The organism is Streptomyces brasiliensis, from assembly GCF_014647875.1.
Lineage (GTDB): Bacteria > Actinomycetota > Actinomycetes > Streptomycetales > Streptomycetaceae > Streptomyces > Streptomyces brasiliensis.
Window position 1 is genome coordinate 19750 of record NZ_BMQA01000038.1, and the last position, 18586, is coordinate 38335.

The following is an 18586-nucleotide window of genomic DNA, read 5'->3' on the forward strand; positions in this document are numbered from 1 at the left end:
CATGCGTATCTTCGCCACGACGCCGCTGCATGTCGGCGCCGACGAGCTCACCCGCCGACAGCAGCGCTACGACGTCATCAGTCCCGTCGGCGTGAGCGTCGAGCTGCACGACCTCCCCGAGAATGCCCCCCGGCAGCTCAACAGCGCCGACGACATCACCCGATCCGAGGAGTTCGTCCACGCGGCCCTCGCGGCCGCGCCGACGGAGTACGACGCGCTCATGGCCGACTGCGTGCTCGACCCCGCGGTGAGCCGGCTGCAGGAGGAGACCACCCGCCCGGTGGTCGGCATCCTGAAGCTCAACCTCGCCCACGCCGCAGCCCTGTCCGCGCCGATGGGTGCGGTGGTGCGCGACGAGGCGATCGCGGCAGAGATGCGCCGCGTCGCCGGCGTCTACGGCTTCGAGCGCTGGCTCGGCGACGTCGAGATCCTCGACCTGCCCTTCGACGCCGTCAGCACCGGCCCGGCCTGGCAGGAGCGTCTCGACGACGCGGCGCAGGTGCTGGGCGGCAAGGGCGCGCGGTCCCTGCTCAACGGCTGCTCCGCAGTCGACGTCGACCCCGAGCACCCCTCGGCGGTGCCCGTGGTCGACCCGGTCATCCGGGCCCTCGACCTGTTCGCGGCGGGAGCGGCCCGATGAGCGAGGAGGGACCCGACCTCGTTGTCGCCGGGGCCGGCGGCGGGCTGATCGCCGCGCTGCGGGCGGCCCAGCTCGGCCTGGATGTCCTCGTCGTGGAGGCCAGCGAGCACTTCCTGCGCGGCAACAACACCTCGATGTGCACCGCGATGGTGCCCGGCGTGGGCAGTCGCTGGCAGCGTGAGCAGGGCATCGAGGACTCCGTCGATCTGTTCGCCGCCGACGTGGACCGCAAGACCAAGGGCACCGGCGACCAGCGGCTCGCCCGCGCGCTGGCCGCGGTCAGCGGCGAGATGGTCGAGTGGATGGCCGACGAGGTCGGCCTGGAGATCTCGCTGATGACCGACATGCACTACCCGGGGCACTCGGTGGACCGCTGCCACACCATCCCGGAGCGGCACGGTACCGCGCTGATCGACCACCTGGCCCGGCGCGCACGTGCCCACCCGAACATCGACTTCCTGGTGCCCGCGCGACTCACCGACGTCGAGCTGGACGCCGACGGTCGGGTCGCGGCGGTCGTGGTCACCGACCCGCACGGCGAGCAGGAGCGGATCGAGACGCCCGCGGTCCTGCTGGCCACCAACGGCTATGGCGCCGATCGCGAGCTGGTGGCCGAGCACATGCCGGAGATCGCCGCGGCGACGTACCACGGCAGCGAGACCTCGCGCGGGGATGCGCTCCGCATCGGCGCCCGGCTCGGCGCAGCCACCGCCTACCTCGACGCCTACCAGGGCCACGGGGCGCTCGCCGCCAAGGCGGCGACGCTGCTGGGTTGGGCGACGATCATGCACGGCGCGGTCATGCTCGACACCACCGGCCACCGCTTCGCCAAGGAGACCAGCGGCTACTCGGAGTTCGGTCCCTTCCTGGCGGCCCGCCCCGGCGCCACCGGTTGGGTCGTCTATGACCGCCGGGTGCACGACCTGTGCGAGCCGTTCACCGACTTCCGGCAGACGGCCGAGTCCGGGGCCGAGGTGTGGGCCGACGACGCCCGCGGGCTCGCCGCCGCCACCGGACTGCCCGAGGAGGCGGTCGTCGCCGAGCTGGAGGAGTCGGCGCGCGCAGCGCGCGGAGAGATCCCGGACCGGTTCGGGCGCGACTACGAGGCGCCGCTCGAGCCGCCGTACGCCGCCGTGAGGGTGGTACCCGCGCTCTTCCACACGCAGGGCGGCCTGGTCGTGGACGGCTCGGCCCGTGTCGTCGACGCCGACGACCGGCCGATCCGCGGCCTCTACGCCTCCGGCGGCGCCGCCGCGGGCATCTCCGGGCACGGCGCCTCGGGCTACCTCGCGGGCAACGGACTGCTGCCCGCCTTCGGGCTGGCCTATCTGGCCGCGACGGCAGTCGCCAGCGAGCGGGCGGGTGGAGCGTGAGCGACGACGCCCGGGCACGCGCGCTGGCCTTCGTCCGTGAGGAGGCCGGCTTCGCCCAGCTCGTCTCCTTCGACGGCGGCGGGAACCCGGTCGGCCGCACCACCAGCGCCTTCCTCAACGACGACTTCAGCGTCGACCTGGTCCAGCGCCGCAGCCACCGGCGCATCGACCAACTCCGGTACGACGACCGGGTGCTCGCGCTGTGGAGCGGAGCGCCCGCCGCGGACTCGGTCAACGACTCGCCATGGACCTTCGACCTGGGCCTGACCATCCCGCGGGTGGTGTTCGTGCGCGGCAACGCCCGGCTGCTCGACACCGAGGAGACCTGGCAGGTCTACCGCGACCGCACCGCGCGGCTGCGCACCGCGGGCCACACCAAGGCGCCACAGCGCGACCGCGCCGACATCGACGCGAACTTCGCGGGTCTGCGCGTGGAGCCGCGCCGGATCCGTCTCGAGGGCTTCGGCCACGGCGCCGAGGCATTCAGCTGGAACACGCCACCCAGGAGGACCGACACGTGATCAAGGCGATTCTCGGCTACGACATCGTCGAGGGCGTCAGTGAGGAGGAGTACGAGCGCTGGCTCTTCGAGGTGCACGCGCCCGACCTGCTCGCCAACCCCCACCTCGACCGGCTGGTCTTCAACAAGGTGCTGCGGCCGGTGACCACCGCCTCCGGCGGCACGGCCGAGGTGCCGCCGAGCCTGCTGTTCTACCGGATCGCGGAGATGCACTTCGCCGACGAGGCGGCCTACCAGGCCTACCGCGACTGGTTCACCGACAACCCGCTGCCGGCCGAGCGCGGTCCGGGCGGCCGGACCGACTTCCGGTTCTACCTCATCACCGACAGCCGCACGGTGGAGCGGTCATGACCGTACTCACCCCTCCGGTGCCGGAGGCGACTGCCGACCTGGCGCGCGCCGCGCTCGACGCCTACTGCGCCGGCCACGCAACCCGGCCGGCGGCACTCGAAGAACTGCGGTCGTCGTACGACCCACCGGCGGGCCCGCTGCTCGCCTGGGCCCACGAGATCGCCACGCCGGCGGGCTTCCCGCTGCTGGGCACAAGCCTGAGTGCGCCGGTCTACCCGGCCCTGGTCTGGAACGGTGCCCGGCTCGACGCGCTGCGTCCCGCCCCGGACTGGGCGCCGTTGCTCGCGGCCCTGGCGAGCGCGGATGCCGACACCGGCCTGGACCGCGTCGGTGCGGCGCTGGCCGCGGCCGACGTCGTACGACGCCAGGCGGCTGCCCTGCTCGCATCCGACACTCTCCCCGCCGCTGTGCCGACCCTGTCGACACTCGCCGCAGCCACTGCCGCCGCGCTGGCCGGGCCGGAGCAGGGGGAGGGCCTGGAGCGGATCCTCGACCTGGCGGCCGGCCTGACCGTGCTGACACCGGGGCCCTTCACCGCACCTGTCGCAGGACTGTGCACCGGCCACGGGGCCGCCTCCGGCTGGCTGGCCGCGACCCTCCCGGCCGAGGCGGCCACGCCGATGCCAGGCAGCGTGGCCCACACGCTCTCGGTGGCGGCCGGTTACGCCGTGCCGGGGGAAGGCGCCCCGGCGAGTGTCGCCGCACTGCTCGCGAGCCTGCGGTGACCCCGACGATCCTGCTCAACCTGGCCCGCCCGCGCGGCGCCCTGAACCACCTCGCCGCCGCGTCGGCCGCGGTGAGTGACGGCGTCGACGGACTCGGCTTCGCCGACAGCCCCCGACTCTTTCCCGACCCGTTCCTCGCCGCCGAGCGCGTGCTGTCGGAGACGAATGCGGCCCTCTCAGGACCGTGTGTGATGGGCCTCGGGCTGCACCATCCCAGCGTGATCGCGCAGGCGCTGGCGACGCTGGCCCAGCACCACCCGGGCCGGACGCTGCTGGCGGTGGCGCGGGGCGAGAGCTCCCTGCACAACGAGGGGCTGACAGTGCCGTCGCTGACGGCCTACCGCACCCTCCTCGAGCAGCTCCGCGACCGTCTCGACGCGCTGGCCCCCCAGCTGCCGGCCGGCATCGGGACGGTGCTCGGGGCCGCCTCCGGACCCCGCACGATCGAGGTCAACAGCCGGATCCTCGGCGGCGTCCTGCTCGACGTCGGCGCCGAGCCGGCGGTCATCGAGCGGGCGGTCGGCGCCGCCCGCGCCCAGACGCCCGACACGCGCTGCTGGCTTTTCGTGCGTGCCGTCGTCACCGACTCCGAGCGGGATGTCGAGACCGCGGCCGCGCCGATCCTCGGCTCATGCGCGTCCCGCATCGCCCGCTCGCCCGACTGGTACGACGTCCCCGAGACGCTCGTCCCGCGCGTCGCGGCGGTCGCGGCCGCGCACGACTACCGGCAGCACGGCACCGCCGGCGCCGCGGGGGCACGGGTGGCCGACCCGGAGATCGACACGCTGATCCGGGACCGGTTCGTGCTGACCGGCAGCCCCGATCAGATCACCGCGCGTCTGCGGCCGCTCGCCGGCCTCGGCATCGAGGGCGTCGTCCTGGCCGGCGCCACCGCCGGCATCGAGCACCGGCTGGCCGAGACCGCGTCCGCGGTACGGGCCGGACTGGCCGGCTGACCACCACCCGACGAAGGAACGACCATGGAGACGCTGGAACTGGACCTCGATGCCATCGGCGAGTTCACGGTGGCCACCACTGTGGACGACATCCCCGACGATGTCTGGACGTTCGGCCGGCTGCTGATGCTCGACTCGCTGGGCGCCCTGCTCGGCGGGCTGCGCTACCCGGCGGTCCGCAGCCTCGCAGCCACGCTGAGCGCGGGGGAGTGCGACCAGGCCGCACCGTTCGGCTGGCTGACCACCCTCGGCGCCGCCGGCACCTGGCTGGACGCCGACTCCGGAGGCTCCTTCCACCCCGCCGGCGGGCGCATCCCCCCGGTCCCCACCGCACACCCGGCGCCGCACGTGCTCCCGGCGCTGCTCCACGCAGCACGGCGTGAGGACGTCGACGACGCGGCCGCCGTACGCGCCTTCGTGCTCGGCTGCGAGATCGGCCTGCGCTTCGGCGTCGGCACCTCGCTGCGCCCCGGCCTGCACCCGCACGGCATCCACGGGCCGATCGCCGCCGCCGTCGCCTCCTGCGCGCTGGCCGGCGCCGACGCGGCCACCGTCGCCCGGGCCGTCGCGCTCGGCGGCTCGCTGCCGCTCGCCGCCACGCTGGCTGTGCCGATGCACGGCGGCACCGTCCGCAACGTCTGGACCGGGCTCGGCTCCTACTACGGCGCGCTGGGCCACCGGCTGGCCGCGACCGGCCACGACGCCGACCAGAAGCTGTTCGCCCGGCTGTACGACGGTGTGGTGACCACCGACGCCGACGCCGACGAGATAGACGGCGGTCTGGGCCGGCGCTGGCGTGTGCTGGACAGCTACCTCAAGCCCTACGCCTGCGCCCGCTGGGTGCACCCTGCGCTCGACGCCCTGCGCGAGGCGCTGGTCCGGGCCGGCTCTCCGAGCCCGGTGGAGATCACCGAGATCGTGGTCGAGACCTTCGCCTTCGCTGCCTCGCTGAACAGCCTCGGCAGCGAGTCCGACCTGCATGCCCGCTTCTCGGTGCCGCGCTGCGCCGCCTCGGTGGCCGTCGACGGCCGGCTCGACGCGGACGGCTTCCTCCCGGAGCAGTTCAGCAGGTCCGAGGTGGTTGATCTCGCGGCGAAGGTCCGGCTGGTCGAGGTGTCCGAGTACACCGCGGCACTTCCCACCGAGCGGCCCGCCAGGGTGACGGTGAGCACCACCAGCACCTCCGCAACGGCCGAGGTGCGCAACGCGCGAGGCAACCCCGACGACGCGCTCACCGTGGCCGAGGTGGTGGAGAAGTTCCGCGGGAACGCCGGGCCGTTCCTGCCCACCGAGGTGCTCGACCCCGTGGCGGAGACACTGACGACACAGGCCGCCGTCCACGGTGGGAGCAGTCTGCGGGCTCTCGCTGACGGGATTGCGCACAGACTCTGATCCCTCGACTTACCCCGGTCATTCTGGATCGAGCCAAGGAGCTGTTGCAATGACGGTAGAGGCGTTGTCCGAGTGGATTGTCGGCCTTGATTATCAAGATCTCCCGTCCGAAGTTTCACAGCAAAGCATCCGAATAATTTCGGACACGCTGGCAGTTGCGCTCGGCGCGAGCCGGGAGCCCGAAGTTCCGGGCACCGCCGAGGCGGCCCGAGCAATTGGGGGCGGCGGATCAGCCACAGTCCTGGCAACTGGGGAGCGGGCGAATTCCTATGTGGCCGCGCTACTGAATGGACAGGCATCTGTCACGTACGAGCTCGACGAAGGTAATCAATGGGCTATTAATCATCCCGCATCTCATGTGCTGCCCGCGATTCTCGCCACAGCCGAAGAGCTGGGCAGCAGTGGCAAAGAATTCCTGGTGGCCTTCGTTGTCGGCTATGAGGCGGCTGCGCGGGCCGGCAGTGCGCTCAGTCTTCGAGAGGGTGTCCACCCGTTTGGCACAGCAATGGTGGTCGGGGCCGCAGCTGGCGTCGCCCGGCTGCACGGGTTCTCGGCCTCTCAGATTTCGGAGGCGGTCAGGGTGGCGTCTGCGATGACCCCCGCTTCGACGCAGCGCGCTGCCAACATGGGCGCAACCGTTCGGAATTTGCTCACCGGCTTGTCGTCGGCCGCTGGCGTACTCGGCTCGATCGCGGTGCAAGGAGGGGTCACAGGCGAGAAGCAAGCACTGGCGACCGTATACGGCAAGATCCTTGGGGAGAACTTCGACCAATTCCGCCTCGGCGACCGCCTGGGTCAAGATTGGCTGATCCTGCGGAACTACTTCAAACTGCATGCCTGTAGCCGCTGGAACCACGCCCCAATTGAGGCAATGAGCAAACTCCGGGCGAGGACAGGGATCAAGGGTGACGACATTGACCGAGTGATCGTATTCACATACTCGCCCGCTACCCGGCTGAATGAGACCGCCCCACCGAACGAGTTCGCCGCTAAGCATTCGATTCCATTCAACGTAGCCGTACAGGCATTGTTGGGTCACAACGGAATTGAAGCATACGCTCCAGACGTAGTGCGTGACCCGAAGGTTCGTTCTCTGATGGCCCGTATCCGAGTGGTCGAGGATCCTGCGTACACGAAAGCTCAGCCCGCCGTCCGTGCCGCTCGAGTTGAGGTTCATACCAGGGATGGACGGTGCCTGATCGAGGTCGAGGATCAAGCCCCGGGTGGCTTCGACAATCCCTATCCTCCATCAGTGCTTGATGCGAAGTTCGATATGTTGGTCACGCGCGGTAGATCGCATGAGTTGGTACAACCGCTGAGAGATTGGCTCCTAGCACTACCTGGCCACCCGAACCTCGAGGGCCTTTCTCGGCTCCTCCGACGTGAAGGAACGCTGAATTGAGCCGAGTCAACGCGGTTTCAGAAGGTCTGTGGCGCCTTTCGGGGCGCAGGAAACGAATCCACTGGTCTGCCTGATTCATCTCTCTTGTCTCTGAGGTGCTAGCGCTTTGGGTCGCTTCGGTACGACACACTGCATCTACTCTTGAGGGGGTATCGATCTGCATGGATAGCGATGGATCGAATAGCCGCGCTGTGGAGGATGGTCCGAGCACTGTTTTCCAACTGGCTCGAGCGATGGTTTCCACGAACTGGGAGGCCTTGCCGCCGGAAGTGCAGAATATGGCGCTGAATCTTGTTCTGGACTCGTTGGCCGTGATGGCGGCGGGCTCTGCTCATCCGGATATGCGGTACCTCCGCGAATCTATCGCACCTTCTCCGGGGCCCTGTACGGTATTCGGAGACAGCGTCGGCGCCAATATCCAGGATGCTGTTCTGCTCAATGGATCAACGATTACGGTCCTTCAGAGGCAAGACGGATATTCTAGAATGAAGGGACACCCGGCAATTCAGCTCGCTGCAGTCCTTCTCGCGCTGGGTGAGGAAAGGAAGGCGCACCCGAAGGAGTTGCTTAATGCGTTCGTGGGCGGATACGAAGCGTCTGCTCGCATCGGGCTTGGCATGGGTGGTGTGCCCTTCCATCTCCATGATATCGGAAACTGGGTAACAATTGGCGTTTCCGCGGCAGCGACGGTTCTGACCTGTTCGGGTGATGCGACTGCGGTAGCGTCAGCTATTGATGGCGCTTCTTCGCTTGGTCTGCATTTCGATCGCTGGACCACGACCGCTGGCGCTACACTGCATCACCTCTATCCCGCTGTGGCGTGCACTACGGCGCTTAATGTGGCACGAGGGGTGAAGTCCGGGCTATCGGCACGTGTCGGATCGTTGAGCTCGTTTTATGGGTCATTCTTGGCCGATGGGTTCAATGGCCCTGCCATGCTAGAAGGTACGGTGAGTGGCGCGTGGGCGAAGTACGAGATCTTGAATGGCTATTACAAGTTGTACCCGTCGTGCGCCCATCTGCATGGTGTTAACGACGCGATCGCTGCTCTGCTGGAAGACGAACGCTTCAGAGAAGATGACGTGCGTCGAGTTGACGTCCGGCTGTTTGATGAAGGAATGGCGATCGACTGCTCCGCGCCGAAGAACGACTTGGCTGCGAGATTCAGTGCCAAGGCAACAGTGGCTGCTGCGATCCGATTCGGAACTCTGGATGATCCAGGGCTGCTTGAGCTCGAAGCCCTCAAACCCCTGATGGATTTGATCAGCGTCTCCCATGGTCCAGAGCTCGATGTCCACAAGCCCAGTGGCCGCCCTGGGACGGTGAAGGTTGAACTGAAGAGCGGCCGCGTCATATCAAGGACGGTCATCCACCCGCGGGGCACGCCGCGCGTCCCTGTCACAGACAGCCAGCGGCTGGCCAAGGCCATGAGCCTACTGGGCCGGGTATATGGCGCCTCGGGTGCCGAGAGGATCTTGGAGGAGGTCTACTCACTCCCACAAGCCAGCTCGCTGGAGGGCCTGACGGCGAGTCTCCGGGTGCATGGTCCGGTTTGCTCCGGAGGAATGTAGGCGACTCTGTCGGGGCAACCGTGGTTCGTTCTGAACCTCTGGCCCGCTTCCGGGCAGGATGAAACCTGCCCGGAGCCGAGGCGCTTATCGAGCAGCACCTGAAACGCCGTATCGCCAGTTGGGAGAACGGACACAGCACGCCAGACGACTTCTACGGTCCGCTGCTGTGCGAGGTGTTCGACCCCAGCGCTGCCGAGCTGGGGCTGAACCACGAGGGCGAGCGGGACACGGGACTCCTGGACGCCAGCTATCCGGCGAGCCCCGAAGGCGCGATCGAAACAGTCGGACAGCTGTGGCGCGCTGATCTCAACAGGTACGAGCCTCTGCACCAGGCCGAACCGTCCGAGCCTGCGTGGAACGAAGCCTCGCTCCGCTGGTTGGTCGCGCCCGAGCCGGCCGTTCCTCGGCAGCGTCAAGACGGAATGTGCGTCGGTCTCGGAGACGTAGCCGCCATCAAGACCACCGCGGACATGTTCGCCGAGTTGGACGACCGCTTCGGCGGCGACCACGCTCGGCACGCAGCCGTCCAGTACCTGAGCACCGAAGTGACGCCCCTCCTGCGCGGCCAGTACACCGAACAGGTCGGCAGAGCTCTGTTCTCCACCGTGGCGGAGGCAACACTCCTGGCTGGTTGGATGTCCTACGACGCCTGCCGCCACGGTCTGGCACAGCGGTACTTCCTCCAGGCTCTCCGGTTGGCCCAGGACGCCAATGACCGCCGACTCGCCGGAAGCATCCTGTCTGCCATGAGCCATCAAGCGACGTTCCTGGGCCGCTATACGCAGGCTGCGACGCTGGCTCGCGCGGCTCTCATGGGCATCTCTCCCGTGGCCACCCCGACACTGCGCGCCCAGTTCCACGTCATGGAGGCGCGCGCCCTTGCCCGAACCGGAGACGTGGTGGCATGCGAAGCCGCCTTGAGTGCGGCCACGAGAGCGCTGGAGAGCCGGAACAGCGACGACGAGCCCGAATGGATCATTCGACGAAACCGAGCTCGCCGCGGAGGCTGCCCACTGCTTCCGCGACGTCAACAGTGCACGGCAGGCCGTTGCCCACGCCGAGAACGCCATGAGCGGCAACCATGTACGGAGCGACTTCTTCGCGACCATGGTTCTCGCCGACGCCCACCTACGCGCCGGCGACGTCGAGGAGGCGTGCCGCGTGGCCCTCGATGCGCTCGATCTTGGCGAGCAGCTGAAGTCAGCTCGATGCGTCAGCTACCTCGCCGAGTTCCGGCAGGACCTCACGGCCGTCGGTGACAGCGCAGACGCGCGCGCCTTCACCAAGCAGGTCAGAGAACACAGGCTCTGGATTGCCTCCGACGCTCACGTCGCTGTCTGACACCAGGACGCGAACCCTGCGCTCAGAACGGGCCCCACTCGTCTCGGCCCTCCCCTGTGCGGAGGGACCGCACTCGCCGAGCGACGCATGACTGAGCCGGCATCCCGCGCCGCTCAGTCCACATCGGTCCCAAGTTCGGTGTCCGGGCGGCAGAATTCGCAGGCCTGCACCATGGGGTCGAGCAGTGCCGCGCGGGCGTCCTGCGCAGTGATCGGGTGCGTCGGGCCTGCGTTCAGGCAGTCGTCGATGTGGATGCGGGCTGGCTCGGGCCCGATCGCCCTCGGCTGCCGTTCCGCAGCGAAGCCGGTTCCCTTCAGCCCACGCGCGCGTCGCGAAGCCGCGCAGGGCGGCCGGGCGATGCTTGGGCGGTGGGACCGACTGCTGTGCTGAATGGTCTTCCGCACGGGTGAGCGCATCGAAGACGGCATCGCGCTGAAGGCGCAGGTAGAGGCCCACGGTCTCGTTCTCGGCGTTCTGCTGGTCCAGGCGCCGCAGGATCGCTCGGAGCCGCTGGGCATCAGGCGGCAGGACAGACATGACCCGTACCCCCGACGCCGTTGAGGCCTGTCACCTCCAACCTCTTTTTCCCCGCCCGAGACTGCGCAGTTCCCACAAGGCTCCCGGTGTGCGTCCGCCGCGCTCCTGCCAATGCGGGTGGAACAGCACTGTGGTCGACAGCTCGGACAGGCGACGCCGGAGCGGGGTGTGACCGGGCCTGTCGGCCAGCTGACGGTAGACGGCGGTCCACTCCTGCTGTGCCTGGACGAGGTCGTCGGGAAACGACCGCATGGCGAGATTCAAGCATGCGTTCGAATTTCTTGGTGACCGACGAACCGGCAAATGTGACTCACAGCGATGGATGGCCACTGACATCGCTACGTGGCCACGCGGACCCAGTTCGGGCGATCATGCGGGGTCTGGACGCTGGGCTGCCGGACAGCAGGTCCCTCACACCGATGAGTCGCCCACCCTCGCAGGGGGGGCGACTCATCACGATGCTGTGGTTACAGCGACCGCTCTATCTTCCGCTCCTCGACCTGCTCTTCCGCGTTGCTCTTCTCGTCGCGGACGGTGTACCTCGCCTGGGGCGACTCACCCTGGATACGCCGGATCTCTCCGGTGTGCCTCTGGTTGTCCTGCCCCTGGTACTGCACACGATCGCCCTTGTTGAACTGCGTCACTTTCTCCACCTTCCGAAGCTGACATGCACGGGTTCGCCTGTCTGAAGTGCGAGACCCGCCGCGCATCCGCTCTGAGTGCGGGGCGCAGTGTCATGACATCGCGACTGATTCGTCGCAGCCACCGCTATGGGCCGAACGAGGTAACGCGGTCCACGTTTGCCAGCTTGCACTGCTCAAAATGGCCAACCGTAGCTGGCAATCCTCCGCTCACCTGCGGCGTTCTCGCCGCGACTGGCCATCTATTGCTGACGGTCACAGCAAAGCGGCCGTACAAAGGCGTGGCTCCAGGCCACAAACAAAGCACTGGCGAGATCGCCGCCCCTCGCGACGCCGGTGGAGATGGACCCCGCGGACTGGACGCCGGCCACCTCGCCGTAATCGCCGACGGCGAGCCTTCGATCACCCACAACTCGTCTGCACTTTACGGAACTCCGATCAGAGCCACTTTCAAGAAGCGCGTGACCATGGCCAGGGCACAAACTACAAGGCCCTGGAGAGCTTCAGGGGCCTCGGACACGGTCAGGTAATTTCACTCGTACTCGCGGAGCAGGTCCTCGATCCGACGGTTGGCGACCTCCTGACGCCCGTCGAGGCACTTGGCGTAGCGGGTCAGCAGGACCTCAACGCTGTTGCCGGCCCGTTCGGCTACGTCGGTGGGATCTACTCCGGCATTGAGCCACGTCGACAGCGCCGAGTGCCGAAGGTCGTACGGCCTACTCGCGAGCGGCGAGGCCGTGACAGCTGGCGGCAGCGCCAGCAGCCGAGCTTCCTGCCACACCCGGTAGTACGTCGAGGACGGGACAACCGAGCCCTTCTCGCTGAAGAAGAGGTCGGCCAGGCAGCGCAAGATCTCGTCGCCCTCGTAGCTGTCGGCGGCAAGGATCACCGGTTCGGCGATCAGCACGGCTTCGGTGAGGCGGTTCTGGCGGGTCAGCTCGGCGGCGCGCTTCAGCGTGCGGAGCGTGGACGGGCGCAAGGTGGAAGTTCCTCCGAGGTCAGGTGAGTTGAGATGCGATGGCTTCGGCGATCGGCATGGGGACGCCGAGTCGGGCGCGAAGCGTCGAGGTGTCGATAGGGGTTCCGGTCCGGGCGCAGTGGTCGTCGGCGACCTTGCGGCCGAGAGCGACGAGTGCCGGCGGGACGGAAGCCGTTGCGGGCACAGCCGGCTCAGGTTGGGCGGCGGGCAGTTCGGGAGCCGAGGGAGACGAGGCCGCCTCCTCTTCCATCACGGGCGCCTCTTGGGGCTTCGCCACCTCTTGCGACTTCGGCAGCTCATGGGCGAGCAGCGTTCCACCGAGGAAGGCGACGGCAGGCCACCCGGCCACGAGGATCCGCAGCCAGGCCGGTACGGCGCCCAGATCGAGCAATCCGGCAGTGGCGACGTTGGCACCCAGCGACGCCGTCAGCGCGACGAGGAACCAGCACCACCCGCCCGCTTTCGCTCCGCCGGAACGCAGCCACCGCCAGGCCGCCACCAACAGCAGGTCGACGGAGACCGGATAGGCCCACGCCTTCCACCCGTGCTGACCGGCAGCCGAGGCCAGGTCGTGCAGGTGAGCGAAGGACAGCGCGGCAGCGATCACCGCTTGGACGAGTACGGCGTCGAGTCGGACGGGCAGGGCACGCACCTCACGCCTCCTTCCAGTTCCAGGCATGGCAGGGGCAGGGACTTGGCGCGGGACGGCCGCGCCGACCGTTGGAGCAGGCCCGGCTATTCGGTGGCCGGTTGTGGAGCGACGACGGGCCCCGAGTCCTCTACGGGCACAGCCGGGACGTACGGCCGGAAGGGCGCGAGCGCCGGTACGTCGAGGGCGAGGTGGGCCATTGCGCGGCAGGTGGCCGCGGCGTCGGAGAGTGAGAGGTACGGGGTACGGATGCGGGACCAGCCACCGGAGGTGTCACCGACGACGGCCAGGCCTGGCAGTTCGGCGGTGACAGGAGCGTGTCCCAGTAACGGGCAATCGGCTGGGTGATCGTGGTGGCGCAATGGGTCGTGGTTGCTCGGTGTGTGCCTGCCGGGGCGGGACGGCCTGGTCCTGGGAATCGGCTTGAAGGGGGCCGGTGTGCCCGGTGGTGTCAGCCGACCGCGGCGGCGAGGCCGGCGGTTCCGGTGTGTCGGAAGATCTTGCGGAGGTTGTGGCAGGCGGCCAGCAGCCGCCACTCGCTGCGTGCCCCGTCCTCGCCGCGCAGGAGCAGATCACGATCTGGCCGAAGACGGGTTCAACGATGGCCTTGCGGCGGCTGTAGGCGGCCCGGCCGGGCTTGGTCCACAGCTTGCGGGGCATGATCTCCTTCAAGGTGGCGTCCTTGGGGATGCGTCCGCGGGGTGCGGGCGGGACCTGCTCGTCGTGGCCGAGTCGGCCGGTGGCCATGAAAGTGTCGGTGCCACAGGTTAGTTGGCGGTCCCTGGCGGCCTCGAGGTTGGCCTCGGAGCAGTAGCCGGCATCGACCAGGGCCTGCTTGGGGTGGGTGCCGGTGTCGTGCGCGGACTGGTCGAGCATCGGGGTGTAGTTCGCCGCGTCCGAGGCGTTGGTCGTCACGTCGGCGGCGGTGATGACCTGGTGTTCCTCGTCGACGACGGCCTGGGCGTTGTAAGCCTGGATGTAGGCGCCGTCGCTGTTCTTCATGATCCGCGAGGCGGGGTCGGTGAAGTTGGCCTGCGCCCTGGGCCTGGGCCGGGCCTTGCCAGCGGCCTTGTCACCGGCGTCGGCCACGGCCTGCTCGTCGCTGGTCCCGGCGCGCTCTTGGCGGCGGCGCTCCTTGTCCTCAGCGTGAGCGCGGGCTTTCTCGGCGGCCTCGGCCTCGATCTGCGCGCGGGCGGCCTGCAGTGGGCAGGACGGGCCGTACCTCTCGGCGGGTCGTGGCCTTGATGGCCAGTGTTCGCCACCGGGGCGGCGCGACTGTCAGGCCGCAGGCATCCATGGCCTGAACGCTGAGAGTTATGACCCCCGGGTGCTGCGCCTGTAACGGCGATGCAGCGCACGCAGCTGGGACAGTTGCTTCTCGAAGTCGCCCGCGTCGGCGGCGCCGACCCATGGCACCGGCAGCGAGACCATGGAGCCGTCGCGCAGCGTGGCCGCGACACGCAGCTCCGGACGACGGACCCGGGGGTCGGCAGCAGCTACCCGCAGGTCCTCAAAGCGGTCGATCTCGTCCCACTCCAGCCGCCGCCACCGCAGCACCGTGCGGAACCGCAGCCCGTCCGGGCCGGCCTCCACCCGTCGCCTGAGCATCCCGAGCGCGCACGAGACGGCCCCCACACCCACCCCCGCGGAAAGGATCCCCCAGTCCTGGGCGTCCGGAACACCGAGGCGTGCCGCAACCCCCGCCGCAACCGCGAAGAGCACGGCCAACGCAGTCCACCAGCGTGCGGACTTGCCTTCCCACCGCAACGACAACTCAGCATGGTCGATCACCCGTGTGATCTTGCCACCGGCCACGCCCATCCGGTAGGTCACGGTTTCACGAGCGCCGCCTTCCCAGGGCCAGGCCTGTTCCCAGGGCCAGGCCTGACATCCGTAGCTGTGGGCTGTCTTTTGACGTACTCCCTGCTGTTCTCCAACCTCGCTCGCGGGCACCCCCCGGCCCCCGCTGACGCGCCGACGTCCCTCAACCGGATTGCGCTTCTACGGGTTGCCGCAGAATTGTCCTGAGCTTGGCGGGGTCAGTCCTGCGTGGGTCGCTGAGGTAGATCTCGTGGTGCAACCCCGCCTCCCGCAAGTTGTTAGCGGGGAGGTAATCGTGGTGCAGCCTGGTCAGGATCGGTGTCTCGTCGTCATAAGGGCCGATGTGGAGGACCTGGGCGCTGGTGCCCTCGTGCAGCGTCTCTGACCGAACCCCCGGAATGGCCGGAAGGTTCTTCTTGGTCAGGGCGGTGTGCTTGGCGTCTTCGATGATGCCGCCAGTGATCCAGTCGGGGACGTTGATGAGCAGTCTCCATCGCCAGTTGTCCTTGAGCCTGGCCAGGAAGTCGTCCATGTCGTCCGCCCACCACAGTCCCTCAAGGGGGCCCACGACGAAGTCCTTGCCAAGGTCGCCTTTGCTCGCGAACTTAGCGGTATAGGCGACCGCGTAGAGCGCCTCGACCGCGTGGCGGTACGCGGCGCTGGTGTTCGGGTCTCCGTGCCCGTCGATGGCGAGGAAATGGAGCTCGGGGATGTCGACGAGTTCCCAGTCAGTGTTCTTGGGCGAGTAGCACTTCTTGAACTGGCGCTTGACGTCGTACTTGGTAGTCATGCCGAGGAACCTTCCTGTAAGTAATTGTCATGATGGACCAGCAGGGTTGTTCAGGCTGCGGTGTCCTCGGGACCTTCGGCGAGTGGGGTGCGGTGATCGCGCGCCGGCGAGCCTGGGGGGACGCGGCCGGCTTGAACACCATGGCCAGGACCGCAGCCGCGCTGCCGGCCCCGCGGGTGACCTTCGTCCTGAGTTTCACGATGCTGAAAGTACTGTCGATCGGGTTTGTACCCGGTATGAACATCGATGGAGGTCCGTTCTGGTACCGGCAGTGACGAGACGTCAGTCTTGCCGTACGGTACGACCGTCCAAGCCAAAGGCCATCCGGGGATTCAGCATGGGCAGGCCGGTGTTGCACGATGGGCTGAGCGCCCGCTTCACTGATTCCCAATGGAGTTGTCAAACGGGTCGGTGACTCGCTGTGAGGGTGTCAACTCAACGGGACGGGAATCTGTGGCGGAGTGATCTCGAAGGTGCGACCGTCGCCGCGGCCCCGCCGGCGTTGAGGTCGATCGCCCAGTTCACCGGATCGCCCTCGCTCAACTCCAAGACATCGGTGATCAGTTGGAGCAGAACCGTCTCGTCGTTGTCCACACGCCGCGACAGTCTGCGTTTGTCGTTGGCGTCGATCACCATGCAGTAGGCGCAGGTGGTGTCGTGCTCGCGGCCCGGGCGGACCGGTGAGACCCAGATCGGTCAGCCGTCCGGGGTGGTGATGACCTGCACGTTCCCGCCATGGTGCTTGTGTTTTCCGGACCACCAGAGGTCTGCGCCGTTAGGGCCGGGGGCGGCGACGCGGTCGGTGCGGATGACGGTGCCGTTCAGGTTCAGATGGGTCAGCCCGGCCGCTTTCGCGCGCTCCAGCGCGGTCGCCAGGTCCGGTGCCCCGGCTGCAGCACGGTCAGCCCTTCGTGGAGGTACTGGTAGGCGGTTGAGACCGACAGGCCGTTGTCGCAGGCGAGTTGGGACACACGGGTGCCGTCGACGAACCAGCGCAGGACGAACGCCGCCTGCCGGAAGCACCCAGGGCACGCCGCCCCTTGCGGGTCCCGGCCGTGATCCGCCGGTCTCGCAGCAGCAGGGCCAGGTACTCGGCGGTGGATCGCTTCACATCGAGCACCGCGGTGTAGGTGACACTGGTCGACACGTGAGGCCCCTCGGTCAGAACAATCCGTCGCAAGATCGTTCCTGCCAAGGACCTTACGCCTGACGGGACTTGGGGATATCGCAGACCGCGAGACACGCCTCGCACTCATGGACGGTGACTGACGGTTACCGGGAACAGCGCACTACCTGCGCCGCAAGCTCGGCCGCCGCGTCGTCGCCACGGCGCGCGAGCTCGGGTATCAGCTGGGCACGCTCAGCCAGCGGCGTTCCCGCGGATGAACGTCGACACCGCGTCGGATACCAGTGAGTCCGCCACCTCGGGTTGGAGGCCGCCGCTGGCGATCAGGCTCGCGAGGCCTTGCGCCCACGAGTACAGCAGCAGCCCGTAACGCTCGGGATCACCCGGGGCGAGCGCGCCCTCGGCCACGCCGTCGCCGATCAGGTCGTACACCACCGCCAGGGTTTCCGCCGCCGCCGGCAGCTGCGCCTTGTCCCCGTACGACTTCGCGGAGAACATCAGGTCCAGCAGCACGGGCCTGCTGTTCGCGAAGGCGATGAACCCGGCTATCACCGCCCGCAACCGCTCGCCGAAACCCGGACCGGCACCGTCGCGTGCCACCTTCAACTGCGCGCCCAAGCGGCCGAAACCCCGCTCCGCCAACGCATCCAGCAACGCCTGGCGATCGGTGAAGTGCGCGCGCGGCGCCGCGTGGCTGACCCCGACGACCCGCGCCAGCTCCCGCAGCGACAGCTGCTCCGTCCCGGACTTCTCCACGCTGCGCTCGGCCGCGTCGAGCAGCGCGGCGCGCAGGTTGCCGTGGTGGTACGGGCGGGCTTCAGCAGGCACAGGTCGATCCTACCCTGATCTTGCCATTGCCAAGTTTCTTGTCAGTGTCTAGATTGGCGGCATGAGCGAATCCCACGCCACTCAAATTCCCGATCTCTCCGGCAGAACCGCGATCGTCACTGGTGCGAGCGGCGGCCTCGGGCGTGAGACCGCGCGAGCGCTCGCCGCCGCCGGAGCCCGCGTCGTACTCGCGGTGCGCCATGTCGACAAAGGGCGAGCCGTCGCCGCGGAGCTGCCCGGACGGACCGAGGTTCGCGCGCTCGATCTCGCCGATCTCGCTTCCGTCCGGCACTTCGCCGAAGACTGGCAGGGCGAAATCTCCTTGCTGGTCAACAATGCCGCCACCATCTACCCGCCTGAGCTGACCCGCACCAAGGACGGGTTCGAGGCGCAGTTCGGCGTCAACCACCTCGGTCACTTCGCCCTGACGCAGCTCCTGCGTGAGCACCTCACTGGCCGCGTCGTCTCGATTTCGTCCGCCTCCCAGGCAGCCCGCCTCGACCTCGACGATCCGAACTGGGAACGCAGGCGCTACAACGCTTCCCGCGCCTACAACGAGTCGAAGCTCGCCGTGCTGCTGTTCACCTTCGAACTGCAGCGACGGCTCACGGCGGTGGGCTCGGCGGTCCTCGCCACCGCCGCGCACCCGGGCTGGGCGGCGACCGGCGCGCTGTCGGACGCGCGCGGCTTCGTGCATTCGCTGATGCGGCTGAGCACTCCCCTGGTCGCGTCGTCGGCGGCGGCCGGCGCGCGACCGACCCTGTACGCCGCGACGGGCGACATCCCCGGCGGCACCTACGTGGGGCCCGGCATCCTGCAGATGTACGGCGCGCCCAAACCAGTGCAGGCCTCGAAAGCGGCCCGCGACCCCGAGCTGGCGCGCCGTCTCTGGGAGGTCTCCGAGCAGCTCACCGAGGAGTCGGTGCGCGGCTGAGGTTTCACCA

The 18586-nt window shown here is 68.4% G+C and carries 19 protein-coding genes and 7 pseudogenes; 12 read left to right on the top strand and 14 right to left on the bottom strand.

Annotation, left to right across the window (positions count from 1 at the left end):
- The first annotated feature begins 1 nt into the window (after nt 1).
- The 10 genes and pseudogenes from IEZ19_RS35545 (at nt 2) to IEZ19_RS54390 (ending at nt 10271) form a co-directional block, all read left to right on the top strand.
- Entirely contained in the window at nt 2–640 is a 639-nt protein-coding gene (locus tag IEZ19_RS35545) for an aspartate/glutamate racemase family protein (RefSeq protein WP_189315513.1), read from the top strand.
- On the top strand, nt 637–2013 hold the full coding sequence (locus IEZ19_RS35550) for an FAD-dependent oxidoreductase (RefSeq protein WP_189315514.1): 1377 nt from the start codon (nt 637–639) through the stop codon (nt 2011–2013). The genes IEZ19_RS35545 and IEZ19_RS35550 overlap by 4 nt, the downstream gene beginning before the upstream one ends.
- Nucleotides 2010–2534 (top strand): hypothetical protein, encoded by a 525-nt coding sequence (locus IEZ19_RS35555; protein ID WP_189315515.1) that lies wholly within the window; start codon nt 2010–2012, stop codon nt 2532–2534. The genes IEZ19_RS35550 and IEZ19_RS35555 overlap by 4 nt, the downstream gene beginning before the upstream one ends.
- Nucleotides 2531–2884, top strand: coding sequence for an EthD domain-containing protein (locus tag IEZ19_RS35560; protein WP_189315516.1), 354 nt, complete (start codon nt 2531–2533; stop codon nt 2882–2884). Before IEZ19_RS35555 ends, IEZ19_RS35560 begins: the two co-directional genes overlap by 4 nt.
- Entirely contained in the window at nt 2881–3609 is a 729-nt protein-coding gene (locus tag IEZ19_RS35565; protein ID WP_189315517.1) for a hypothetical protein, read from the top strand. Before IEZ19_RS35560 ends, IEZ19_RS35565 begins: the two co-directional genes overlap by 4 nt.
- Nucleotides 3606–4565, top strand: a complete 960-nt coding sequence (locus IEZ19_RS35570; RefSeq protein ID WP_189315518.1) for an LLM class flavin-dependent oxidoreductase — start codon at nt 3606–3608, stop codon at nt 4563–4565. The genes IEZ19_RS35565 and IEZ19_RS35570 overlap by 4 nt, the downstream gene beginning before the upstream one ends.
- Nucleotides 4566–4589: 24 nt before the next feature.
- Entirely contained in the window at nt 4590–5957 is a 1368-nt protein-coding gene (locus IEZ19_RS35575) for an MmgE/PrpD family protein (protein ID WP_189315519.1), read from the top strand.
- A gap of 49 nt (nt 5958–6006) precedes the next feature.
- A complete protein-coding gene (locus tag IEZ19_RS35580; RefSeq protein ID WP_189315520.1) occupies nt 6007–7359 on the top strand; it encodes an MmgE/PrpD family protein in 1353 nt (450 codons plus the stop codon).
- A gap of 161 nt (nt 7360–7520) precedes the next feature.
- Complete coding sequence (locus tag IEZ19_RS35585) at nt 7521–8930, top strand: MmgE/PrpD family protein (protein WP_268248715.1); 1410 nt, start codon at nt 7521–7523, stop codon at nt 8928–8930.
- 161 nt (nt 8931–9091) lie between these two features.
- Nucleotides 9092–10271: pseudogene (locus tag IEZ19_RS54390) on the top strand (NsdA family TPR-like regulatory protein).
- A 113-nt stretch (nt 10272–10384) separates the two neighbouring features.
- On the opposite strand, the gene IEZ19_RS51395 reads toward IEZ19_RS54390, so the two are convergent.
- Nucleotides 10385–10699: a DUF6233 domain-containing protein gene (locus tag IEZ19_RS51395; RefSeq protein WP_308429041.1), complete on the bottom strand. Its 315-nt coding sequence runs from the start codon at nt 10697–10699 to the stop codon at nt 10385–10387.
- Here IEZ19_RS51395 and IEZ19_RS35595 point away from each other — a divergent pair.
- Nucleotides 10662–10832 carry a hypothetical protein gene (locus IEZ19_RS35595; protein WP_189315522.1) on the top strand — a complete coding sequence of 57 codons (171 nt, stop codon included), beginning with the start codon at nt 10662–10664 and terminating at the stop codon, nt 10830–10832. The genes IEZ19_RS51395 and IEZ19_RS35595 overlap by 38 nt on opposite strands.
- Before the next feature lie 6 nt (nt 10833–10838).
- On the opposite strand, the gene IEZ19_RS35600 is transcribed toward IEZ19_RS35595, so the two are convergent.
- The 13 genes and pseudogenes from IEZ19_RS35600 to IEZ19_RS35650 all read right to left on the bottom strand — a co-directional run bounded on the left by IEZ19_RS35600 (nt 10839) and on the right by IEZ19_RS35650 (nt 17642).
- Entirely contained in the window at nt 10839–11060 is a 222-nt protein-coding gene (locus tag IEZ19_RS35600) for a DUF8825 domain-containing protein (protein WP_189315523.1), read from the bottom strand.
- Between the two features lie 215 nt (nt 11061–11275).
- The gene (locus IEZ19_RS35605; protein WP_189315524.1) at nt 11276–11452 is read right to left on the bottom strand and encodes a hypothetical protein; all 177 of its coding nucleotides are present in this window, start codon (nt 11450–11452) and stop codon (nt 11276–11278) included.
- Nucleotides 11453–11981: 529 nt separating this feature from the next.
- Nucleotides 11982–12281 (bottom strand): annotated as a pseudogene (locus tag IEZ19_RS35610) (tyrosine-type recombinase/integrase); the annotation flags it as partial.
- A gap of 166 nt (nt 12282–12447) precedes the next feature.
- On the bottom strand, nt 12448–13080 hold the full coding sequence (locus IEZ19_RS35615) for a DUF2637 domain-containing protein (RefSeq protein WP_189315525.1): 633 nt from the start codon (nt 13078–13080) through the stop codon (nt 12448–12450).
- Between the two features lie 83 nt (nt 13081–13163).
- Nucleotides 13164–13388: pseudogene (locus tag IEZ19_RS51400) on the bottom strand (FtsK/SpoIIIE domain-containing protein); the annotation flags it as partial.
- Nucleotides 13389–13528: 140 nt separating this feature from the next.
- Nucleotides 13529–14280 (bottom strand): annotated as a pseudogene (locus IEZ19_RS35620) (transposase); the annotation flags it as partial.
- Nucleotides 14273–14488, bottom strand: a pseudogene (locus tag IEZ19_RS54235) (hypothetical protein); the annotation flags it as partial. The pseudogenes IEZ19_RS54235 and IEZ19_RS35620, both read right to left, overlap by 8 nt.
- Complete coding sequence (locus tag IEZ19_RS35625; RefSeq protein ID WP_189315526.1) at nt 14392–14910, bottom strand: hypothetical protein; 519 nt, start codon at nt 14908–14910, stop codon at nt 14392–14394. The gene IEZ19_RS35625 and the pseudogene IEZ19_RS54235, both read right to left, overlap by 97 nt.
- 151 nt (nt 14911–15061) lie before the next feature.
- The gene (locus IEZ19_RS35630) at nt 15062–15688 is read right to left on the bottom strand and encodes a GyrI-like domain-containing protein (protein ID WP_189315527.1); all 627 of its coding nucleotides are present in this window, start codon (nt 15686–15688) and stop codon (nt 15062–15064) included.
- Nucleotides 15627–15917, bottom strand: a pseudogene (locus IEZ19_RS54240) (hypothetical protein); the annotation flags it as partial. The pseudogene IEZ19_RS54240 and the gene IEZ19_RS35630, both read right to left, overlap by 62 nt.
- A 206-nt stretch (nt 15918–16123) precedes the next feature.
- The gene (locus tag IEZ19_RS35640; protein WP_189315553.1) at nt 16124–16324 is read right to left on the bottom strand and encodes a hypothetical protein; all 201 of its coding nucleotides are present in this window, start codon (nt 16322–16324) and stop codon (nt 16124–16126) included.
- A gap of 63 nt (nt 16325–16387) precedes the next feature.
- A pseudogene (locus IEZ19_RS35645) lies at nt 16388–16835 on the bottom strand (transposase); the annotation flags it as partial.
- A gap of 213 nt (nt 16836–17048) precedes the next feature.
- Nucleotides 17049–17642 (bottom strand): TetR/AcrR family transcriptional regulator, encoded by a 594-nt coding sequence (locus tag IEZ19_RS35650; RefSeq protein ID WP_189315529.1) that lies wholly within the window; start codon nt 17640–17642, stop codon nt 17049–17051.
- Nucleotides 17643–17703: 61 nt separating this feature from the next.
- Here IEZ19_RS35650 and IEZ19_RS35655 point away from each other — a divergent pair, with 61 nt between their 5' ends.
- On the top strand, nt 17704–18576 hold the full coding sequence (locus IEZ19_RS35655) for an oxidoreductase (protein WP_189315530.1): 873 nt from the start codon (nt 17704–17706) through the stop codon (nt 18574–18576).
- The last annotated feature ends 10 nt before the right edge of the window (nt 18577–18586 follow it).

What these genes read in the sequence shown, in the direction of transcription:
- IEZ19_RS35545 (WP_189315513.1), top strand. Translation starts at nt 2, where the DNA reads ATGCGTATCTTCGCCACGACGCCGCTGCATGTCGGCGCCGACGAGCTC.
- IEZ19_RS35550 (WP_189315514.1), top strand. Translation starts at nt 637, where the DNA reads ATGAGCGAGGAGGGACCCGACCTCGTTGTCGCCGGGGCCGGCGGCGGG.
- IEZ19_RS35565 (WP_189315517.1), top strand. Translation starts at nt 2,881, where the DNA reads ATGACCGTACTCACCCCTCCGGTGCCGGAGGCGACTGCCGACCTGGCG.
- IEZ19_RS35575 (WP_189315519.1), top strand. Translation starts at nt 4,590, where the DNA reads ATGGAGACGCTGGAACTGGACCTCGATGCCATCGGCGAGTTCACGGTG.
- IEZ19_RS35580 (WP_189315520.1), top strand. Translation starts at nt 6,007, where the DNA reads ATGACGGTAGAGGCGTTGTCCGAGTGGATTGTCGGCCTTGATTATCAA.
- IEZ19_RS35585 (WP_268248715.1), top strand. Translation starts at nt 7,521, where the DNA reads ATGGATAGCGATGGATCGAATAGCCGCGCTGTGGAGGATGGTCCGAGC.
- IEZ19_RS35595 (WP_189315522.1), top strand. Translation starts at nt 10,662, where the DNA reads ATGGTCTTCCGCACGGGTGAGCGCATCGAAGACGGCATCGCGCTGAAG.
- IEZ19_RS51395 (WP_308429041.1), bottom strand. Translation starts at nt 10,699, where the DNA reads ATGCCGTCTTCGATGCGCTCACCCGTGCGGAAGACCATTCAGCACAGC.
- IEZ19_RS35600 (WP_189315523.1), bottom strand. Translation starts at nt 11,060, where the DNA reads ATGCGGTCGTTTCCCGACGACCTCGTCCAGGCACAGCAGGAGTGGACC.
- IEZ19_RS35630 (WP_189315527.1), bottom strand. Translation starts at nt 15,688, where the DNA reads ATGACTACCAAGTACGACGTCAAGCGCCAGTTCAAGAAGTGCTACTCG.
- IEZ19_RS35640 (WP_189315553.1), bottom strand. Translation starts at nt 16,324, where the DNA reads ATGGTGATCGACGCCAACGACAAACGCAGACTGTCGCGGCGTGTGGAC.
- IEZ19_RS35655 (WP_189315530.1), top strand. Translation starts at nt 17,704, where the DNA reads ATGAGCGAATCCCACGCCACTCAAATTCCCGATCTCTCCGGCAGAACC.